The sequence below is a fragment of the Microbacterium sp. K35 genome, assembly GCF_004794375.1.
Lineage (GTDB): Bacteria > Actinomycetota > Actinomycetes > Actinomycetales > Microbacteriaceae > Microbacterium > Microbacterium sufflavum.
The window spans coordinates 1-12,971 of sequence record NZ_SSDM01000118.1; the positions used below are offsets into that span (position 1 = coordinate 1).

General features: G+C 71.8%; 16 protein-coding genes and 1 tRNA gene. 9 read left to right on the forward strand and 8 right to left on the reverse strand.

What is annotated here, in order from left to right; translation table 11 throughout:
* A partial coding sequence (ligD, locus tag DW299_RS03560) for a non-homologous end-joining DNA ligase (RefSeq protein WP_205814321.1) occupies positions 1 to 965 on the reverse strand: 965 nt, incomplete at its 3' end.
* A 57-nt stretch (positions 966 to 1,022) separates the two neighbouring features.
* Between ligD and ku the strand changes: the two genes are divergently transcribed.
* The gene (ku, locus tag DW299_RS03565; protein ID WP_136030633.1) at positions 1,023 to 1,832 is read left to right on the forward strand and encodes a non-homologous end joining protein Ku; all 810 of its coding nucleotides are present in this window, start codon (positions 1,023 to 1,025) and stop codon (positions 1,830 to 1,832) included.
* Positions 1,833 to 1,855: 23 nt separating this feature from the next.
* Here the strand turns inward: ku and DW299_RS03570 are convergent, their stop codons facing one another.
* From DW299_RS03570 to DW299_RS03590, 5 genes are all read right to left on the reverse strand, one after another.
* Positions 1,856 to 2,620 (reverse strand): DedA family protein, encoded by a 765-nt coding sequence (locus tag DW299_RS03570; RefSeq protein ID WP_136030635.1) that lies wholly within the window; start codon positions 2,618 to 2,620, stop codon positions 1,856 to 1,858.
* Between the two features lie 78 nt (positions 2,621 to 2,698).
* Positions 2,699 to 2,780 (reverse strand) — tRNA-Leu (locus DW299_RS03575).
* 66 nt (positions 2,781 to 2,846) lie between these two features.
* The gene (locus tag DW299_RS03580; RefSeq protein ID WP_136035702.1) at positions 2,847 to 3,428 is read right to left on the reverse strand and encodes a DUF2238 domain-containing protein; all 582 of its coding nucleotides are present in this window, start codon (positions 3,426 to 3,428) and stop codon (positions 2,847 to 2,849) included.
* Positions 3,425 to 4,273, reverse strand: coding sequence for an endonuclease/exonuclease/phosphatase family protein (locus tag DW299_RS03585; protein WP_136035704.1), 849 nt, complete (start codon positions 4,271 to 4,273; stop codon positions 3,425 to 3,427). Before DW299_RS03585 ends, DW299_RS03580 begins: the two co-directional genes overlap by 4 nt.
* Positions 4,270 to 5,070, reverse strand: coding sequence for a glycosyltransferase family A protein (locus DW299_RS03590; protein ID WP_240745306.1), 801 nt, complete (start codon positions 5,068 to 5,070; stop codon positions 4,270 to 4,272). The genes DW299_RS03585 and DW299_RS03590 overlap by 4 nt, the downstream gene beginning before the upstream one ends.
* Before the next feature lie 141 nt (positions 5,071 to 5,211).
* Between DW299_RS03590 and DW299_RS03595 the strand changes: the two genes are divergently transcribed.
* The 7 genes from DW299_RS03595 to DW299_RS03625 all read left to right on the forward strand — a co-directional run bounded on the left by DW299_RS03595 (position 5,212) and on the right by DW299_RS03625 (position 9,692).
* Positions 5,212 to 6,402, forward strand: a complete 1,191-nt coding sequence (locus DW299_RS03595; protein WP_240745307.1) for a TadA family conjugal transfer-associated ATPase — start codon at positions 5,212 to 5,214, stop codon at positions 6,400 to 6,402.
* Positions 6,399 to 7,256, forward strand: coding sequence for a type II secretion system F family protein (locus DW299_RS03600; protein ID WP_136035708.1), 858 nt, complete (start codon positions 6,399 to 6,401; stop codon positions 7,254 to 7,256). The genes DW299_RS03595 and DW299_RS03600 overlap by 4 nt, the downstream gene beginning before the upstream one ends.
* The gene (locus DW299_RS03605) at positions 7,253 to 8,191 is read left to right on the forward strand and encodes a type II secretion system F family protein (protein WP_136035710.1); all 939 of its coding nucleotides are present in this window, start codon (positions 7,253 to 7,255) and stop codon (positions 8,189 to 8,191) included. The genes DW299_RS03600 and DW299_RS03605 overlap by 4 nt, the downstream gene beginning before the upstream one ends.
* 66 nt (positions 8,192 to 8,257) lie before the next feature.
* Positions 8,258 to 8,437, forward strand: a complete 180-nt coding sequence (locus tag DW299_RS03610; protein ID WP_136030645.1) for a hypothetical protein — start codon at positions 8,258 to 8,260, stop codon at positions 8,435 to 8,437.
* 1 nt (position 8,438) lies between these two features.
* Entirely contained in the window at positions 8,439 to 8,840 is a 402-nt protein-coding gene (locus DW299_RS03615) for a TadE/TadG family type IV pilus assembly protein (protein ID WP_206253170.1), read from the forward strand.
* Positions 8,830 to 9,264 carry a TadE family protein gene (locus DW299_RS03620; protein ID WP_240745308.1) on the forward strand — a complete coding sequence of 145 codons (435 nt, stop codon included), beginning with the start codon at positions 8,830 to 8,832 and terminating at the stop codon, positions 9,262 to 9,264. The genes DW299_RS03615 and DW299_RS03620 overlap by 11 nt, the downstream gene beginning before the upstream one ends.
* 44 nt (positions 9,265 to 9,308) lie before the next feature.
* Positions 9,309 to 9,692: a hypothetical protein gene (locus DW299_RS03625; RefSeq protein WP_205814322.1), complete on the forward strand. Its 384-nt coding sequence runs from the start codon at positions 9,309 to 9,311 to the stop codon at positions 9,690 to 9,692.
* 12 nt (positions 9,693 to 9,704) lie between these two features.
* Here the strand turns inward: DW299_RS03625 and DW299_RS03630 are convergent, their stop codons facing one another.
* Complete coding sequence (locus DW299_RS03630) at positions 9,705 to 10,934, reverse strand: MFS transporter (protein ID WP_136035721.1); 1,230 nt, start codon at positions 10,932 to 10,934, stop codon at positions 9,705 to 9,707.
* Between the two features lie 122 nt (positions 10,935 to 11,056).
* On the opposite strand from DW299_RS03630, the gene prfB reads away from it, so the two are divergent.
* Positions 11,057 to 12,169: a peptide chain release factor 2 gene (gene prfB, locus DW299_RS03635; protein WP_136030651.1), complete on the forward strand. Its 1,113-nt coding sequence runs from the start codon at positions 11,057 to 11,059 to the stop codon at positions 12,167 to 12,169.
* A 47-nt stretch (positions 12,170 to 12,216) separates the two neighbouring features.
* Here prfB and DW299_RS03640 read toward each other — a convergent pair.
* The coding region (locus DW299_RS03640; RefSeq protein WP_136035715.1) for a septum formation family protein at positions 12,217 to 12,971 on the reverse strand (755 nt) is incomplete at its 5' end.

Sequence of the window (12,971 nt, forward strand, 5' to 3'; positions counted from 1 at the left end):
GACTCGGCCGGCCGGGATGTGGCGGCGACCGCGGACTCGCGCGCGGGAGGCGCCGCGACCGGAGCGGCGGTGTGGGGGGACGGGTGGAGCGATGCGAGCGGATCGATACCCGAGGCGGCCCGTGCCAGCACCTCGTCGAGTTCGAGGTGCGCGAGCCCCGGATCGTCGAGCTCGTCCCACGTGCGCGGCGCCGCGACCCACGGCCGCTCGCGCCCCCGCAGCGAGTACGGCGAGATCGTGGTCTTCTTGGCGTTGTTCTGGCTCCAGTCGAGGAACATGCGCCCGCCGCGGACGGCCTTCGACATCACGCTGGTGGCGAGGTCGGGGTGCTCGTTCTCGATGATGCGGGCGAGCTCCTTCACGACCGCGGAGACCTCGGCGCTTGTCTGTTCCCCTGGCAGGGCGGCGTAGAGGTGGATGCCCTTGCTGCCGCTGGTCACCGGGAGCGGATCGAGCCCCATGCCCTGCAGGAGCACCCGGGCCAGGCGGGCGACCTCGGCGCACTCGGGCAGTCCGACGCCCGGACCGGGATCGAGGTCGAGCACCAGGCGGTCGGGGCGTCCGGGCAGACCGTCCGCCGTGAACCGCCACTGCGGCACGTGCAGCTCGATCGCGGCCACCTGGGCGAGCCACACCAGCGTCGGCACGTCGTCGACCAGCGGATACTCCTTCGGTCCGTCGGAGTGCTGGATGGCCTGGCGGGCGATCCACTCCGGGGCGCCGGGTTCGAGCTGCTTCGTGAAGAACGCGTCGGCCGGGGCCTCTGCGGTCCCCACCCCCTCTACCCAGCGCTTCCGGGTGACGGGGCGACCGTGTAGGAGCGGCAGCAGCTGCGGCGCGATCGCGGTGTAGTAGGCGATGATCTCGCCCTTGGTGGTGCCGGTGGCGGGGTACACGATCTTGTCGAGGTTCGTGACGCGCAGCCGTCGGCCGTCGATCTGCACGACCTGCGCCTCTCCCACCATGGGCCCAGCGTAGTCAAGGGCTGGTCGTGACAGGTGGGGCTGGTGTCTACTGGTGGGATGAGGACCATCTGGAAGGGCGCGCTGACGTTCGGGCTCGTGAACGTCCCGGTCAAGGTGTACTCGGCGACGGAGGACCACGACGTGCCGCTGCATCAGGTGCACGACAAGGACGGCGGGCGCATCCGCTATCAGCGCACGTGCGAGGTGTGCGGCGAGACCGTCGCGTACTCCGACATCGACCGCGCCTACGTGGAGGACGGACAGACGGTCGTGCTCACCAAGGACGACCTCGCGGCCCTCCCGGCGGAGAAGAGCCGGGAGATCGACGTGGTCGAGTTCGTGCCGTCCGACCAGGTCGACCCGCTCACGCTCGACAAGCCCTACTACCTCGAGCCGGATTCGAAGTCGCCCAAGGCGTACGTGCTGCTGCGCAAGACGCTCGAGCAGACCGACCGCACGGCGATCGTGCGCTTCACCCTGCGGCAGAAGACGCGACTCGCGGCGCTGCGCGTGCGGGGCAAGGTGCTGGTGCTGCAGACGCTGCTCTGGTCGGACGAGGTGCGCGAGGCGGAGTTCCCCTCGCTCGACGAGGACGTGCGGATCTCGAAGAAGGAGCTCGAGCTGTCGTCCTCCCTGGTCGACAGCTACTCCGCCGACTTCGACCCCGAGGAGTTCGTCGACGAGTACCAGAAGGAGCTCCGGACCCTGATCGACGCGAAGATCGACGCGGGGGAGACCTTCGATGTCGCGGAGACCTTCGGAGACACCGAGAAGGCGGCGGACGGCGGCGAGGTGATCGACCTCATGGAGGCCCTGCGGGCGAGCGTGGCGCGGTCGAAGGAGAAGCGCGCGAAGAGCGCCGGCTGACGTGCCGGACCCGGTGGACCGGGTCAGTGCTTGCCGTCGCCGTCCAGGTCGGGCGCGCGGTCGAACACCTCGGGATCGAGGGCGAGCTCCTCGGCCTCGCGGTGGTCGGTCACCACATCCTCGCCCGCCGCCGCGGCCTTCTTCGCCTTGTGACGCTCCGTGAGGTAGTGCCACAGCGTGACCGCGGCCGTGCCACCGACGGCGATCAGGAGGATCACGTCGATGTAGTCGACGACGAGGTCGCGCACCCAGGGGATGTACGCGATCAGGTAGCCGACCATCGTGAGTCCGAAGCCCCACAGCATCGCGCCGATGAGGTTGTAGAGGGTGTAGCGCCGCCACGGCATGTGGCCCACGCCGGCCGCGACCGGGGCGAAGGTGCGCACGATGGGGACGAAGCGGGCGAGGATCACGGTGATGCCGCCGAACCGCTCGAAGAAGGCGTTGGTGCGCTCGACGTTCTTCCTGCTGAAGAGGCCGGACTCCTTGCGTTCGAAGATGGCCGGACCGCCCTTGTGGCCGATGTAGTAGCCGACCTCGCCGCCGATGAACGCCGACAGCGCGATGAGGAGCGTGACGACCCAGATGTTCACGCCGAAGACGTTGCTGGTGTGGGTGAGCAGCCCGGCGATGATCAGGAGCGTGTCACCGGGGAGCAGGAAGCCGACCAGGAGCCCGGTCTCGGCGAACACGATGAAGCACACGACGAGCAGTGCCCAGGGCCCTGCCGCGGCGATGATCGTCTGCGGATCCAGCCAGGGGATGAGGGCGGTCGGTGCGTGCAGCATGCTTTCGAGCACGGAAGGAGTCCCGTCGGTCGTGAATTGTCGGCGGTAGTGCGATGAGGGATGCCACAGCACCCGTCGTGCGGAAGGTGGGACTTGAACCCACACGCCGTGAGGCACAGGAACCTAAATCCTGCGTGTCTGCCAATTCCACCACTCCCGCGCGGTGGGTTCAGTCTACTGACCCGGGCCGAGCTCCACTCTGGGGATCGGCCCGCAGTTTCCCGTCTCAGCGGCGCGGATCGCGCTCGAGTCCGACCACCGCGACGACGGCTCCCGCGACCAGGGCGCCGAGCCCGCCCATCGCCATGTCCCCGATCGTGTCCTCGTAGGTGACGAAGATCTCCGTCGTGATGAACGTGCGGCCCGCCCACTCGACCATCTCCCACAGCGCGCTGGCCGCGAGTCCGATGAGCGGGCAGACGACGAGCGGGAGACGCGGGCGGAACGCGGGGGAGCCCTGGGGAGGGACGATGCCGAGGCGCGCGAGCACCACGTAGCCGGTGGCGGCGATCACACCCGTGCAGAGGAAGTGCACCACGAGGTCCCAGCCCGGCAGCGAGCGGTACAGGTCGAACACGTTGCTCACGGCCGCGATCAGCACGATCGCTCCGACCGCGAGGTCGGCTCCCCCGCGCAAGCCGAGCGCACGGGGCAGCATGAGCGCCGGGAGCGCGAACGCCAGCACGCCCGCGTCGGTGGGGGTCGACCAGATCGCCGCGATGATCACGCTCAGCACGCCGATCGCCCGCACGCCGTCGGCCGCGTACTCGGCGACGGTGCGGGGCGGGCGGAGGAAGTCGTCTTTCATGCGCCCTCCCCGAGGGGACCCGGTGCCGGCGGAGCGAGGTCGACCAGGGCCTGAACCGGAAGGTGGTCCGACGGCCAGCCGCCGCCGTGCTGCCGCGGATCGATCCCCGCCCGGACCACGTGCACCTCCGCGGACGCGATGATCGCATCGATGCGTCGGCCGACCCGGGGCGTCCGGTAGTGCGCGAACGTGCCCCACGCCGGCGTCGCCCTGCTGTCTGCCACACGCCAGGTGTCGCGCAGCGCCCCGCCCGCGGTGAGTGCCCGCCACGGCGCCGAGCCCTCGGCCGCGTTGAGGTCTCCGGTGACGACGACCGGAGTCCCCGCCGCGACCGCCGCGGCATGCACCTCTGCGGCCTGCCGCCTCCGCGCCCACGGCGAGAACGCGTCCAGGTGCGTGTTGAGGAGCGTGAACTCGACCCCGCAGCGCCGGTCGCGGAACCGCGCGCCCACGACGACCCGCGGCAGGACGCTCGTCCACGCGATCGAGCCCGGCACCTCGGGACGGTCGGACAGCGCGCGCTGCCATCCGTCGAGCAGCTCGAGCCGCTCCCTGTCGTAGAACACCGGGCATCCCTCGCCGCGGGGACCGGGACGCCGACCGTGGCCGATCGAGCCGTATGCGGGGCCGAGGGCCGCCCGGATCGCACGCGCCTGCGTGGGCAGGGCCTCCTGCACCGCGAGCACATGCGGCCGCTCGGCGCGCAGCATCGCGGCGACGTGGTCCCGGCGGGTGGCCCAGCGGTCGGCCGCCCGCACCGCCAGCACACCGAGGTCGCGGCGCACGTTGACGCTCATGATCAGCAGCTCGGTGTCGCGCGGACGGCCGAGGAGCGGCGCGCTCACGACCGCCACCTCGCCGGAGCGGGGACGCCGAGCCGATGCAGCGTACGGCGCAGGGCCAGCCGCGTCCACCGCACGGGCGGGAAGTCCTCCGGCCAGTGGATCAGCACCGTGCGGACGCCGCGGTGCACGCGGCGGGCGAACGAACGGCCGCTGTGGAAGGGACGCATCGAGATGCCCATCCCCGCCTCGCGCGCCCAGCGGATGCGGTGGCGTTCGCCGAGGTGGAACGCGAGGTCGAGGTCGTCGTGCACCTCGGGGTCGTCGCGGTGCACGCGGTCGCGCACGTCGCGCCACGCCCAGCGCCGGAGCGCGAGGTTCGAGCCGAACAGCGGTGCATGTCCGAGGGCGCTGCCGCACACCAGGGCGTAGGCGAGCAGATACGCGGTCGCGAGCGGGCGGCGCAGCAGTCGCGGTCCGTCGAGGAAGAGCGCGCCCCCGGTCCACGCCGCGACCCCGGGGTCGCGCACGCAGGCCGCGAGCATGACCTCGACCCACTGCCGGTCCGGGATGCAGTCGGCATCGAGACGCAGGAGCACGTCTCCCGACGCGGCGTCGTAGCCGGCTGCGCTCGCCGCGGCCGTGCCGGGCGTCGCGCAGTGGATGAGCCGCACGCCATGAGCGGACGCGACCGCGCCGGACGCGTCGGTGGAGGCGTTGTCGACCACCAGGATCTCGTCCGGGGCGCGCGTCTGCGCGGCGAGCGCCGTGAGGCAGCGGTGCAGTTCGGCGGCGTCGTCCTTGACCGGGATCACCACCGTGACGGTGGGGTCGGGGGTGGCTGGTGTGGCGCGCTGCACGTCGTCTCCTCGCGGCTCGTCGGCCCAGCGTAGGCGGCGGGTGGGACCTGCCGCGACACGGTTGACAGCGCCCGGGGCTGGTCGATAGGGCGGTGTGGATAACTCCGGAGGGGCCGCGGCGATCCTTGTCAGGATGCTCAGGTGATCCATCCCTCCACGGCCATCGCCGAACACGTCCGTCGTCGCCTGCGTGCCGAGGGCGTCGACCCGGCCGACGACCCGGAGCGTGCGAGATCCATCGCGCGCTCGGAGGTGCGGCGCTACGACGATCTCGCGCTGGCGCGCGGGGCGGAGCCCGTGGACGACGAGACCGCGTGCATCAGGGAGGTGCTCGCCGCGGTCGGCGGCTTCGGGGTCCTGCAGCCGCTCCTCGATGCGCCGGACATCGAGGAGATCTGGGTCAACGGCGACGGCGGCGTGCACGTGGCCCGCGGCGGCACATCCGAGCGCACCGGCCTGCGCCTCGACGAGACCGTCGTGCGCGACCTCGTGGAGCGCATGCTGCACTCCTCGGGACGCCGCGTCGACATCGGCCAGCCGTTCGTCGACGCGTCGCTGCCCGACGGCTCTCGGCTGCACGTCGCGATCGCCGACGTGGTGCGCGGCGCGTGGAGCGTGAACATCCGCAAATTCCTCACCGGGCACCGCACGCTGGACGAGCTCGTCGCGCAGGGCTCGCTGCCGCCCGCGACGGCGGCGGAGCTCGCGACCGCCATGCGCGAGGGGGCGACCGTGATCGTGTCCGGGGCGACGCACGCGGGCAAGACGACGATCCTCGGGGCGCTTCTCGCGGCGTGCGCGTCGTCTCAGCGCATCGTCACGGTGGAGGAGACCTTCGAGCTCGCGGTCGGCGGGCCCGACGTGGTGGCGTTGCAAGGACGGCAGCCCAGTCTGGAGGGCACGGGGGAGATCACCCTGCGACGGCTGGTGAAGGAGGCGCTGCGCATGCGCCCGGATCGGCTCGTGGTCGGCGAGGTGCGCGACGCCGAGGCTCTCGACCTCGTCCTGGCGCTCAACACCGGCGTGCCGGGGGCGTGCACGGTGCACGCCAACAGCGCGGTCGAGGCGATCGAGAAGCTCTGCCTGCTGCCCCTGCTCGCCGGACGGAACATCGACCGTGGTTTCATCGCTCCCGCCCTGGCATCCGCGATCGACCTCGTGGTGCACTGCGAGCGGGATCGGGAAGGACGACGCCGCGTCCGCGAGATCCTCGCCCCGTCCGGCGAGGTCCGCGACGGTCGCGTGCAGTGCCGGACGGTGTACGACGCGACCGCGGAAGCGCGGGACCGGGTGGCATCGTTCGCGGACCTCGTCGGGGGAGCACAGGCGTGAGCGTGCTGCTCGGGGCGATGCTGGCGGCGGGCCTGCTCCTGGTGCTCTCGCCGTGGCTCTGGCCGGCGGAGCGCCGGGCGCCGCGTGCGATTGCTCAGGGGCGCCTCACACGGCTCGGGGAGGAGGCCGGTTTTCCCGCGCTTCCCGCCTCGGCGCTGATCGCCGCGATCGCCGCGGCGGCCCTCATCGCCGGATCGATCGTCTGGCTCACGACCGGGGTCACGGTGCTCGCCGCGCTGGCGATCCTCGCGGGAGGGGTCGCCCCCGTCGCCTTCCTGCGCGGCCGAAGGCGGCGGCTGCGGCGACTGCGCCGGCAGCTCTGGCCCGACGTGTGCGATCTGCTGATCGCGTCGATCAGGGTCGGGCTGTCGCTCCCGGACGCGGTGGCGTCGCTCGGCGAGTCCGCACCGCCTGCACTCCGCCCCGCTTTCCGCGCGTTCGCTCGGGACCTGGAAGGCAGTGGCCGGTTCGAGTCGAGCCTCGACCGGCTGAAGGATGCGCTGGCCGACCCGATCGGCGATCGCATCGTCGAGACGCTGCGGATGGCGCGGCAGGTCGGGGGCACCGAGCTGATCGGGGTGCTGCGCGCCCTGTCGGCGTCGGTCAGGGCGGATGCGGCGCTGCGCGGAGAGGTCGAGGCACGGCAGTCGTGGATCCGCGGGGCCGCGGTGCTGGGGGCGGTCGCGCCCTGGGTCATCCTGACGCTGCTGGTGCTGCGACCCGAGGGAGCCAAGGCCTACGGCACCCCCGAGGGGGTGGTGGTGATCTGCGTCGGCGCCGTGGTGTCGGTCGCGGCCTTCCGCATCATGGTCCGCATCGGGCGTCTCCCCGAGCCGCGGCGGTGGTTCGGATGACCGGGATCACGGCGCTCGCGGCCGCGGTCCTGCTGGGAGGCGGTTTCGCGGCCGGGGTCCTCCTTCTGCTCGCGCGGCTGCCTCGGTGGCGGGCGGCATCGCTGATGTCTCGGATCGCCCCCCACGTGCGCGACGTGGTGGACGATGAGCGGCTGCCGGCGACGGCGCTTCCGGGCGTCGGACGCCTCCCCGCGCACCGGGGCTCGCCGGGCGAGCGGGTGCGCGATGCCCTCGAGCGTCTGGTGGGCGACGGCGACGTGCTGCGCAAGCGCCTGGCGCAGGCGGGGTCGGCGCTGAGTCCTGTCGCGTTCCGGGGCAGACAGCTCGCCTGGACGCTGGCGGGCATCACGACCGGTGCGATCGCGGTGATCGTGCTCGTGCTCACCGGTCGCTGGTCGGTGCCGGTCGGTGTGATCCCGCTGCTCGCCGGCACGACGGCCGCGATCGGCTACGACATGCAGCTCTCCGCCCGCGTCAGGGCTCGGCGCACGCGGCTCGCCGACGAACTGCCGACGACCCTCGAGTTCCTGGCGCTGTGCCTCTCGGCCGGCGAGAGCTTCCTCGACGCGGTGCGGCGCGTGGCCGGGGTGGGGTCGGGCGAGCTGACCGGGGAACTGCGCCGCGTCGTGTTGGAGGTGGGGACCGGGTCGACGCTCGCGGAGGGGCTGGGCGATATGGCCGCACGGCTGGAGCTGCCCGGCCTCTCGCGCGCGGTGGACCAGATCGTCGCCGCACTGGAGCACGGAGCACCGCTGGCCGCCGTGTTGCACGCCCAGGCCGGCGACGCGCGGGAGGAGGCCAAGCGCACCCTCATCGAGCAGGCCGGGCGCAAGGAGATCCTGATGCTCCTGCCGCTGGTCTTCCTGATCCTGCCGCTGTCGGTGGTGTTCGCGATCTATCCCGGGCTGTTCATCCTGCGGCTCGGCCTCGGTTGACGCGCCGGGCGCAGGGCCTGTGGATAACCGCGGACGCGGGTGGGCGCTCCCGGGCAGACTGACGGCATGATCACACGCCTGCGTTCTCCGCTCCGTGCCCTCGCCGACGACGAGAGGGGAGACGTCCCCGGCTGGGTGCTCGTGACACTCATGACGGCGGGGTTGGTCGTGGTGATCTGGGCCGTCGCGGGGCCCGCGCTGACCTCGCTGTTCGAGCAGGCGATCCAGCGGGTGTCGGGTCTCTGACGTGCCCCTCCGTGCGGCCGTGATCGATGACCGCGGGTCGAACCCGGTGGAGTTCGTCCTGGTCGGCACGCTCCTCACCGCCCTCACCCTCGCGGTGCTGCAGTTGGCGCTCGCGGTCTACGTGCGCAATGTGGTGCACGACGCGGCGGTGGAGGGTGCCTACTACGCGGCCCTCGCAGACGTCTCGCTCGGCGAGGGGAAGCAGCGCACGCAGGACGTGATCACCCGCGCGATCGGCCCCGCCTACGCGGAGGACGTCGCCGTCGGGACGTCGCGCGTCGCCGGCCGGGAGTCGGTCGACGTGCGGGTGCGGACCAGCCTGCCGGTGTTCGGCCTGATCGGCGTGCCGTATGGGCTGCAGGTCGAGGCTCACGCACCGGCGGAGTCGTTCGATGCGGGATGATCGCGGCTCGAGCTCCCTGGAGTTCATCGCCGCCGGGGTTCTGATGCTCGTGCCGCTGCTGTATCTGGTGATCGTGCTGGGCTCCGTTCAGGAGCAGACGCTGGGGGTCGAGGCCGCCGCGCGGCACGCGGCGCGCGTGATCGCGACCGCTCCCGACGCGAGGACGGCCGCCTCCCAGGGCGATGCGGTGCTGTCGAGCATCGCATCGCAGTACGGCATCGACGACGACGACGTGCAGTTGACCGTGAGGTGTCGTCCGGAGGGTGTTCCGTGCCCCTCCGCCGGTGCGACCGTCACGGTCTCGGTCGCCACCAGCGCCCGCCTGCCGTTCGTGCCCGCGGTCTTGGGCCTGGACAGAGCCGTGTCGGTGCCGATCGAGGCCGTGTCGGCGCAGAAGGTGTCGCGTCAGTGGGGTGCCGAGTGAAGGCGGGGGACGCCGCCCGAGGCACGGACGCGGAGGAGGGGAGCGTGCTGCTGCTTGTGCTCGGCTACGTGCTGCTCGCGCTCGCCGTGATCTTCGTGTGCGCCTGCGCGACCGACCTGTACATCGCCCAGAAGCGCCTGGACGCCCTCGCCGATGCGGCCGCGCTCGCCGGAACCGACGGCTTCGTCCTCACGGTGCAGGGGGAGACGCCGCGCGCGGAACTCACGGACGAGGCGGTGGCGGCGCAGGCCCGGCCGCTCGTCGAAGGTGCGGGCGGGGAGGAGGTGCTGGTGTCGGCGACCTCCCCGGACGGGGCTTCGGCCCGCGTGACCGTTCGCACGGCGTGGCATCCACCGCTCGTGTCGCCGTTCGTGCCGGAGGGTCTCACGCTGCAGGCGACCGCGACGAGCCGCACCGCCCTGCGGTGACCGGCCGGGGCCTCAGGCCTCCGCGGGCGGATCCGGACGGGGGACGAAGCGGGGGATCCACCGCAGGAACCCGGCAGCGCCGAGCAGTCCGATCACGCCGATGGCGCCCGCGGCGACGGAGAGCGTCGACACCGCGGTGATGGCGGAGACGAGCAGCGGGGCGACGGCGCCGCCGGCATCGGTCAGCGTGCGCCAGGACCCGAGGAAGGCGGCGGGCTCGCGCTCCGGGGCGACGTCGGCGCCGAGCGTGAGCAGGATGCCGCTGGAGAGCCCGTTGCCCACGCCCAGGACGGCGGCGAACATCCCGAACCACAGCACCGCGGCATCCCCGTCGTGGGTGAAGGCCAGGGCGAGGAACCCGACACCCATGAGCAGCATCGCCGGCATGGCCGCCCACAGCCGCCCGAACCGGTCCATCACCTGCCCGCTCGCGTAGAAGAGGGCGAAGTCGATCGCGCCCGAGACCCCGACGACCAGCGCGATCGTCGACGCGTCGAGCCCCAGCGACAGGCCCCACAGCGGCAGGACCACCTGCCGGGCGGAGCGGACGGCGGACAGAGACGCGGCGGCGAGACCGAGCCGTGACAGCAGTCGTCGCTGCCGCCACATGGTCTGGAAGATGCCCGCGCGCTCGATCGTCGGGATCGAGCCGCTCACGGCCTCTCCGCTGTCCTCCACGAAACGCTCGGTCGAACGTACGGGCGGGATCGTCGCCTCCGGGTCCGGCCCGAACAGCACGAGCAGCACCATCACCACGAGGCAGACGGCGAAGAACCAGATCGCCGCGGACTCGCTGCCGAACAGCTGCAGAAGCCCCGCGGTGACGAACGGGCCGATGAAGATGCCCAGACGGAAGCTGCCGCCCAACAGGGACAGCGAGCGCGCACGGAACGGCAGGGGAACGCGCGTGGTCATGAACGCGTGCCGCGCCAGCCCGAACGCGGCCGCGCACAGCCCGAGCACGAACACGGAGGCCGCGAGCACGCCGAGCGACGGCGCGAACAGCATGCCCGCTCCGGACAGCAGCGCCGCCGTTCCGGCGATCACCATCGTGTATCGCTCGCCGATGCGGCCCACGGCCCAGCCGGCCGGGAGGTTCCCGCAGAGCTGTCCCACCACGAGCGCCGACGCGACCAGCGCCGCCGTCGCCACGTCCGCACCCATCGACGCGGCGATCACCGGGATCAGGGGGATGACCGCCCCCTCGCCGAGGGCGAAGAGGACGGTGGGCAGATACACCATCGGTCCGAACTGACGAAGGACCGTGGATGCGCTGCTCACCCTGCTCACGCTACTCCCGCGCGGGAGCAGCACCCGACGACGGCGTCCCCGCGGGCGCGGGCGGCACGTTAGGCTGAGGTGTCATGCTCGAACTAGATCTCTCCGCCGAAATCCAGGCGCTCAGGCACACCTTCGGCGACATCAGCGAGGTCGTCGATGTCAACCGTCTGCGCGAGGACATCGCGCGACTCAGCGAGGAGGCCGGTGCGCCCGACCTCTGGGACGACACCGAGAACGCGCAGAAGGTGACGAGTGCGCTGAGCCACCGTCAGTCCGAGCTCGCGCGCATCACCGGCATCGCCCAGCGCCTCGACGACCTCGAGGTGCTCGTCGACCTGGCCAACGAGATGGGCGACGAGGACTCCGCCATCGAGGCGCGCAACGAGCTCGGCACCCTGACCGACCTCATCAACCAGCTCGAGGTGCAGACGCTCCTCGACGGCGAGTACGACGAGCGCAGCGCGATCGTCACGATCCGCTCCGGGGCGGGTGGCGACGACGCCACCGACTTCGCGGAGATGCTCATGCGCATGTACCTGCGGTGGGCTGAGCGGCACAAGTACCCCGTCAAGGTGATGGACACCTCGTACGCCGAGGGTGCGGGCATCAAGTCGGCGACCTTCGAGATCGATGCCCCCTACGCGTTCGGCACGATCTCCGTCGAGGCCGGCACGCACCGCCTCGCGCGCATCAGCCCCTTCGGCTCGGCCGACAAGCGGCAGACGTCGTTCGCCGCCGTCGAGGTGATCCCGCTGATGGAGGAGGCCACCGAGGTCGACATCCCGGAGAACGACATCCGCGTCGACGTGTTCCGCTCCTCGGGCCCGGGTGGGCAGTCGGTCAACACGACCGACTCCGCCGTGCGCATCACGCACCTCCCGACCGGCATCGTCGTGTCGATGCAGAACGAGAAGTCGCAGATCCAGAACCGGGCAGCCGCCATGCGCGTGCTGCAGAACCGCCTGCTGCTGCTGCAGAAGGAGCAGGAAGCGGCGAAGAAGAAGGAGCTGGCGGGCAACATCACCGCGAGCTGGGGCGACCAGATGCGCTCCTACTTCCTCTACGGCCAGCAGCTGGTGAAGGACCTCCGCACGGGGCAGGAGTCGGGTAACCCCGCCGCGGTGTTCGACGGCGACCTCGACGACTTCATCTCCGCCGGCATCCGCTGGCGCAAGCGCCGCGACGACGACGACTGACGCACGAAGGCCCCGGATCGCTCCGGGGCCTTCGTCGTGTGCGGCGGTCAGCGAGCGGCGCCGCGCAGCGTGCCGGTCACATCGTCGTAGCTGTAGGCGATGCACTGGATCGCGCGGTCGCCCGCACGGGTCCATGACGCCTTCGTGGGCTGGTAGCTGTAGAAGTCCAGCTCCGACTGCTCGTACGGGACGCCGACGAATCCCTCGAACTGCGCCAGGCAGCCGTCCCACGCCTCGTCGAGCAGTGCGCTCTCGCCGGGGAAGGTCTGGTCGTCGACCTCATAGATGAAGTACACCTCGTCGGTGTGCGGCTGATCGCACGGCACGACCGGGAGCTCGAAGATCGTGTCCTCGCCGGTGTAGTCCACGTAGGGGAGGCAATCGCCCACCTCGAGGTCTTCGAACGCGACCATCTCGGCGCCGTCGATCGTCGACGGGTCGACGGGCGAACCGGACTCCGTCGCCGGCGCGCTCGGCGACGGCACCGGGTCTCCGGACGCCTCGACCGACGTGAGCCCGACCGCGATCAGGGCGACCGCGCCCGCGAGGGTCGAGCCGAGCACGGCTACGGCGAGCCCGGCGATGCCCGGCCACTTCGTTCCCCGCAGGAACAGCGAGACGAGCGACACGACGAAGCCGGCAGCCACGACGACCCATCCGATCGGCGCCGTGAGGGGCACGCACGCGAGCACGACCCCGACCAGCGCGACCGCGAACCCGACCAGGCCGGGGATCGACGGACGCCGCGCGGTCGTGCTCGATGCGGCGGTCGGTGCGCCCGGGGAGCCGGGGCCCGGTGGCA

Excerpts from the sequence above, each read along its gene's own strand:
- DW299_RS03620 (WP_240745308.1), top strand. The coding sequence starts at position 8,830 with ATGCGGGATGATCGCGGCTCGAGCTCCCTGGAGTTCATCGCCGCCGGG.
- prfB (WP_136030651.1), top strand. The coding sequence starts at position 11,057 with ATGCTCGAACTAGATCTCTCCGCCGAAATCCAGGCGCTCAGGCACACC.
- DW299_RS03580 (WP_136035702.1), bottom strand. The coding sequence starts at position 3,428 with ATGAAAGACGACTTCCTCCGCCCGCCCCGCACCGTCGCCGAGTACGCG.
- DW299_RS03605 (WP_136035710.1), top strand. The coding sequence starts at position 7,253 with ATGACCGGGATCACGGCGCTCGCGGCCGCGGTCCTGCTGGGAGGCGGT.
- DW299_RS03630 (WP_136035721.1), bottom strand. The coding sequence starts at position 10,934 with ATGGTGTATCTGCCCACCGTCCTCTTCGCCCTCGGCGAGGGGGCGGTC.
- DW299_RS03570 (WP_136030635.1), bottom strand. The coding sequence starts at position 2,620 with ATGCTGCACGCACCGACCGCCCTCATCCCCTGGCTGGATCCGCAGACG.
- ku (WP_136030633.1), top strand. The coding sequence starts at position 1,023 with ATGAGGACCATCTGGAAGGGCGCGCTGACGTTCGGGCTCGTGAACGTC.
- DW299_RS03610 (WP_136030645.1), top strand. The coding sequence starts at position 8,258 with ATGATCACACGCCTGCGTTCTCCGCTCCGTGCCCTCGCCGACGACGAG.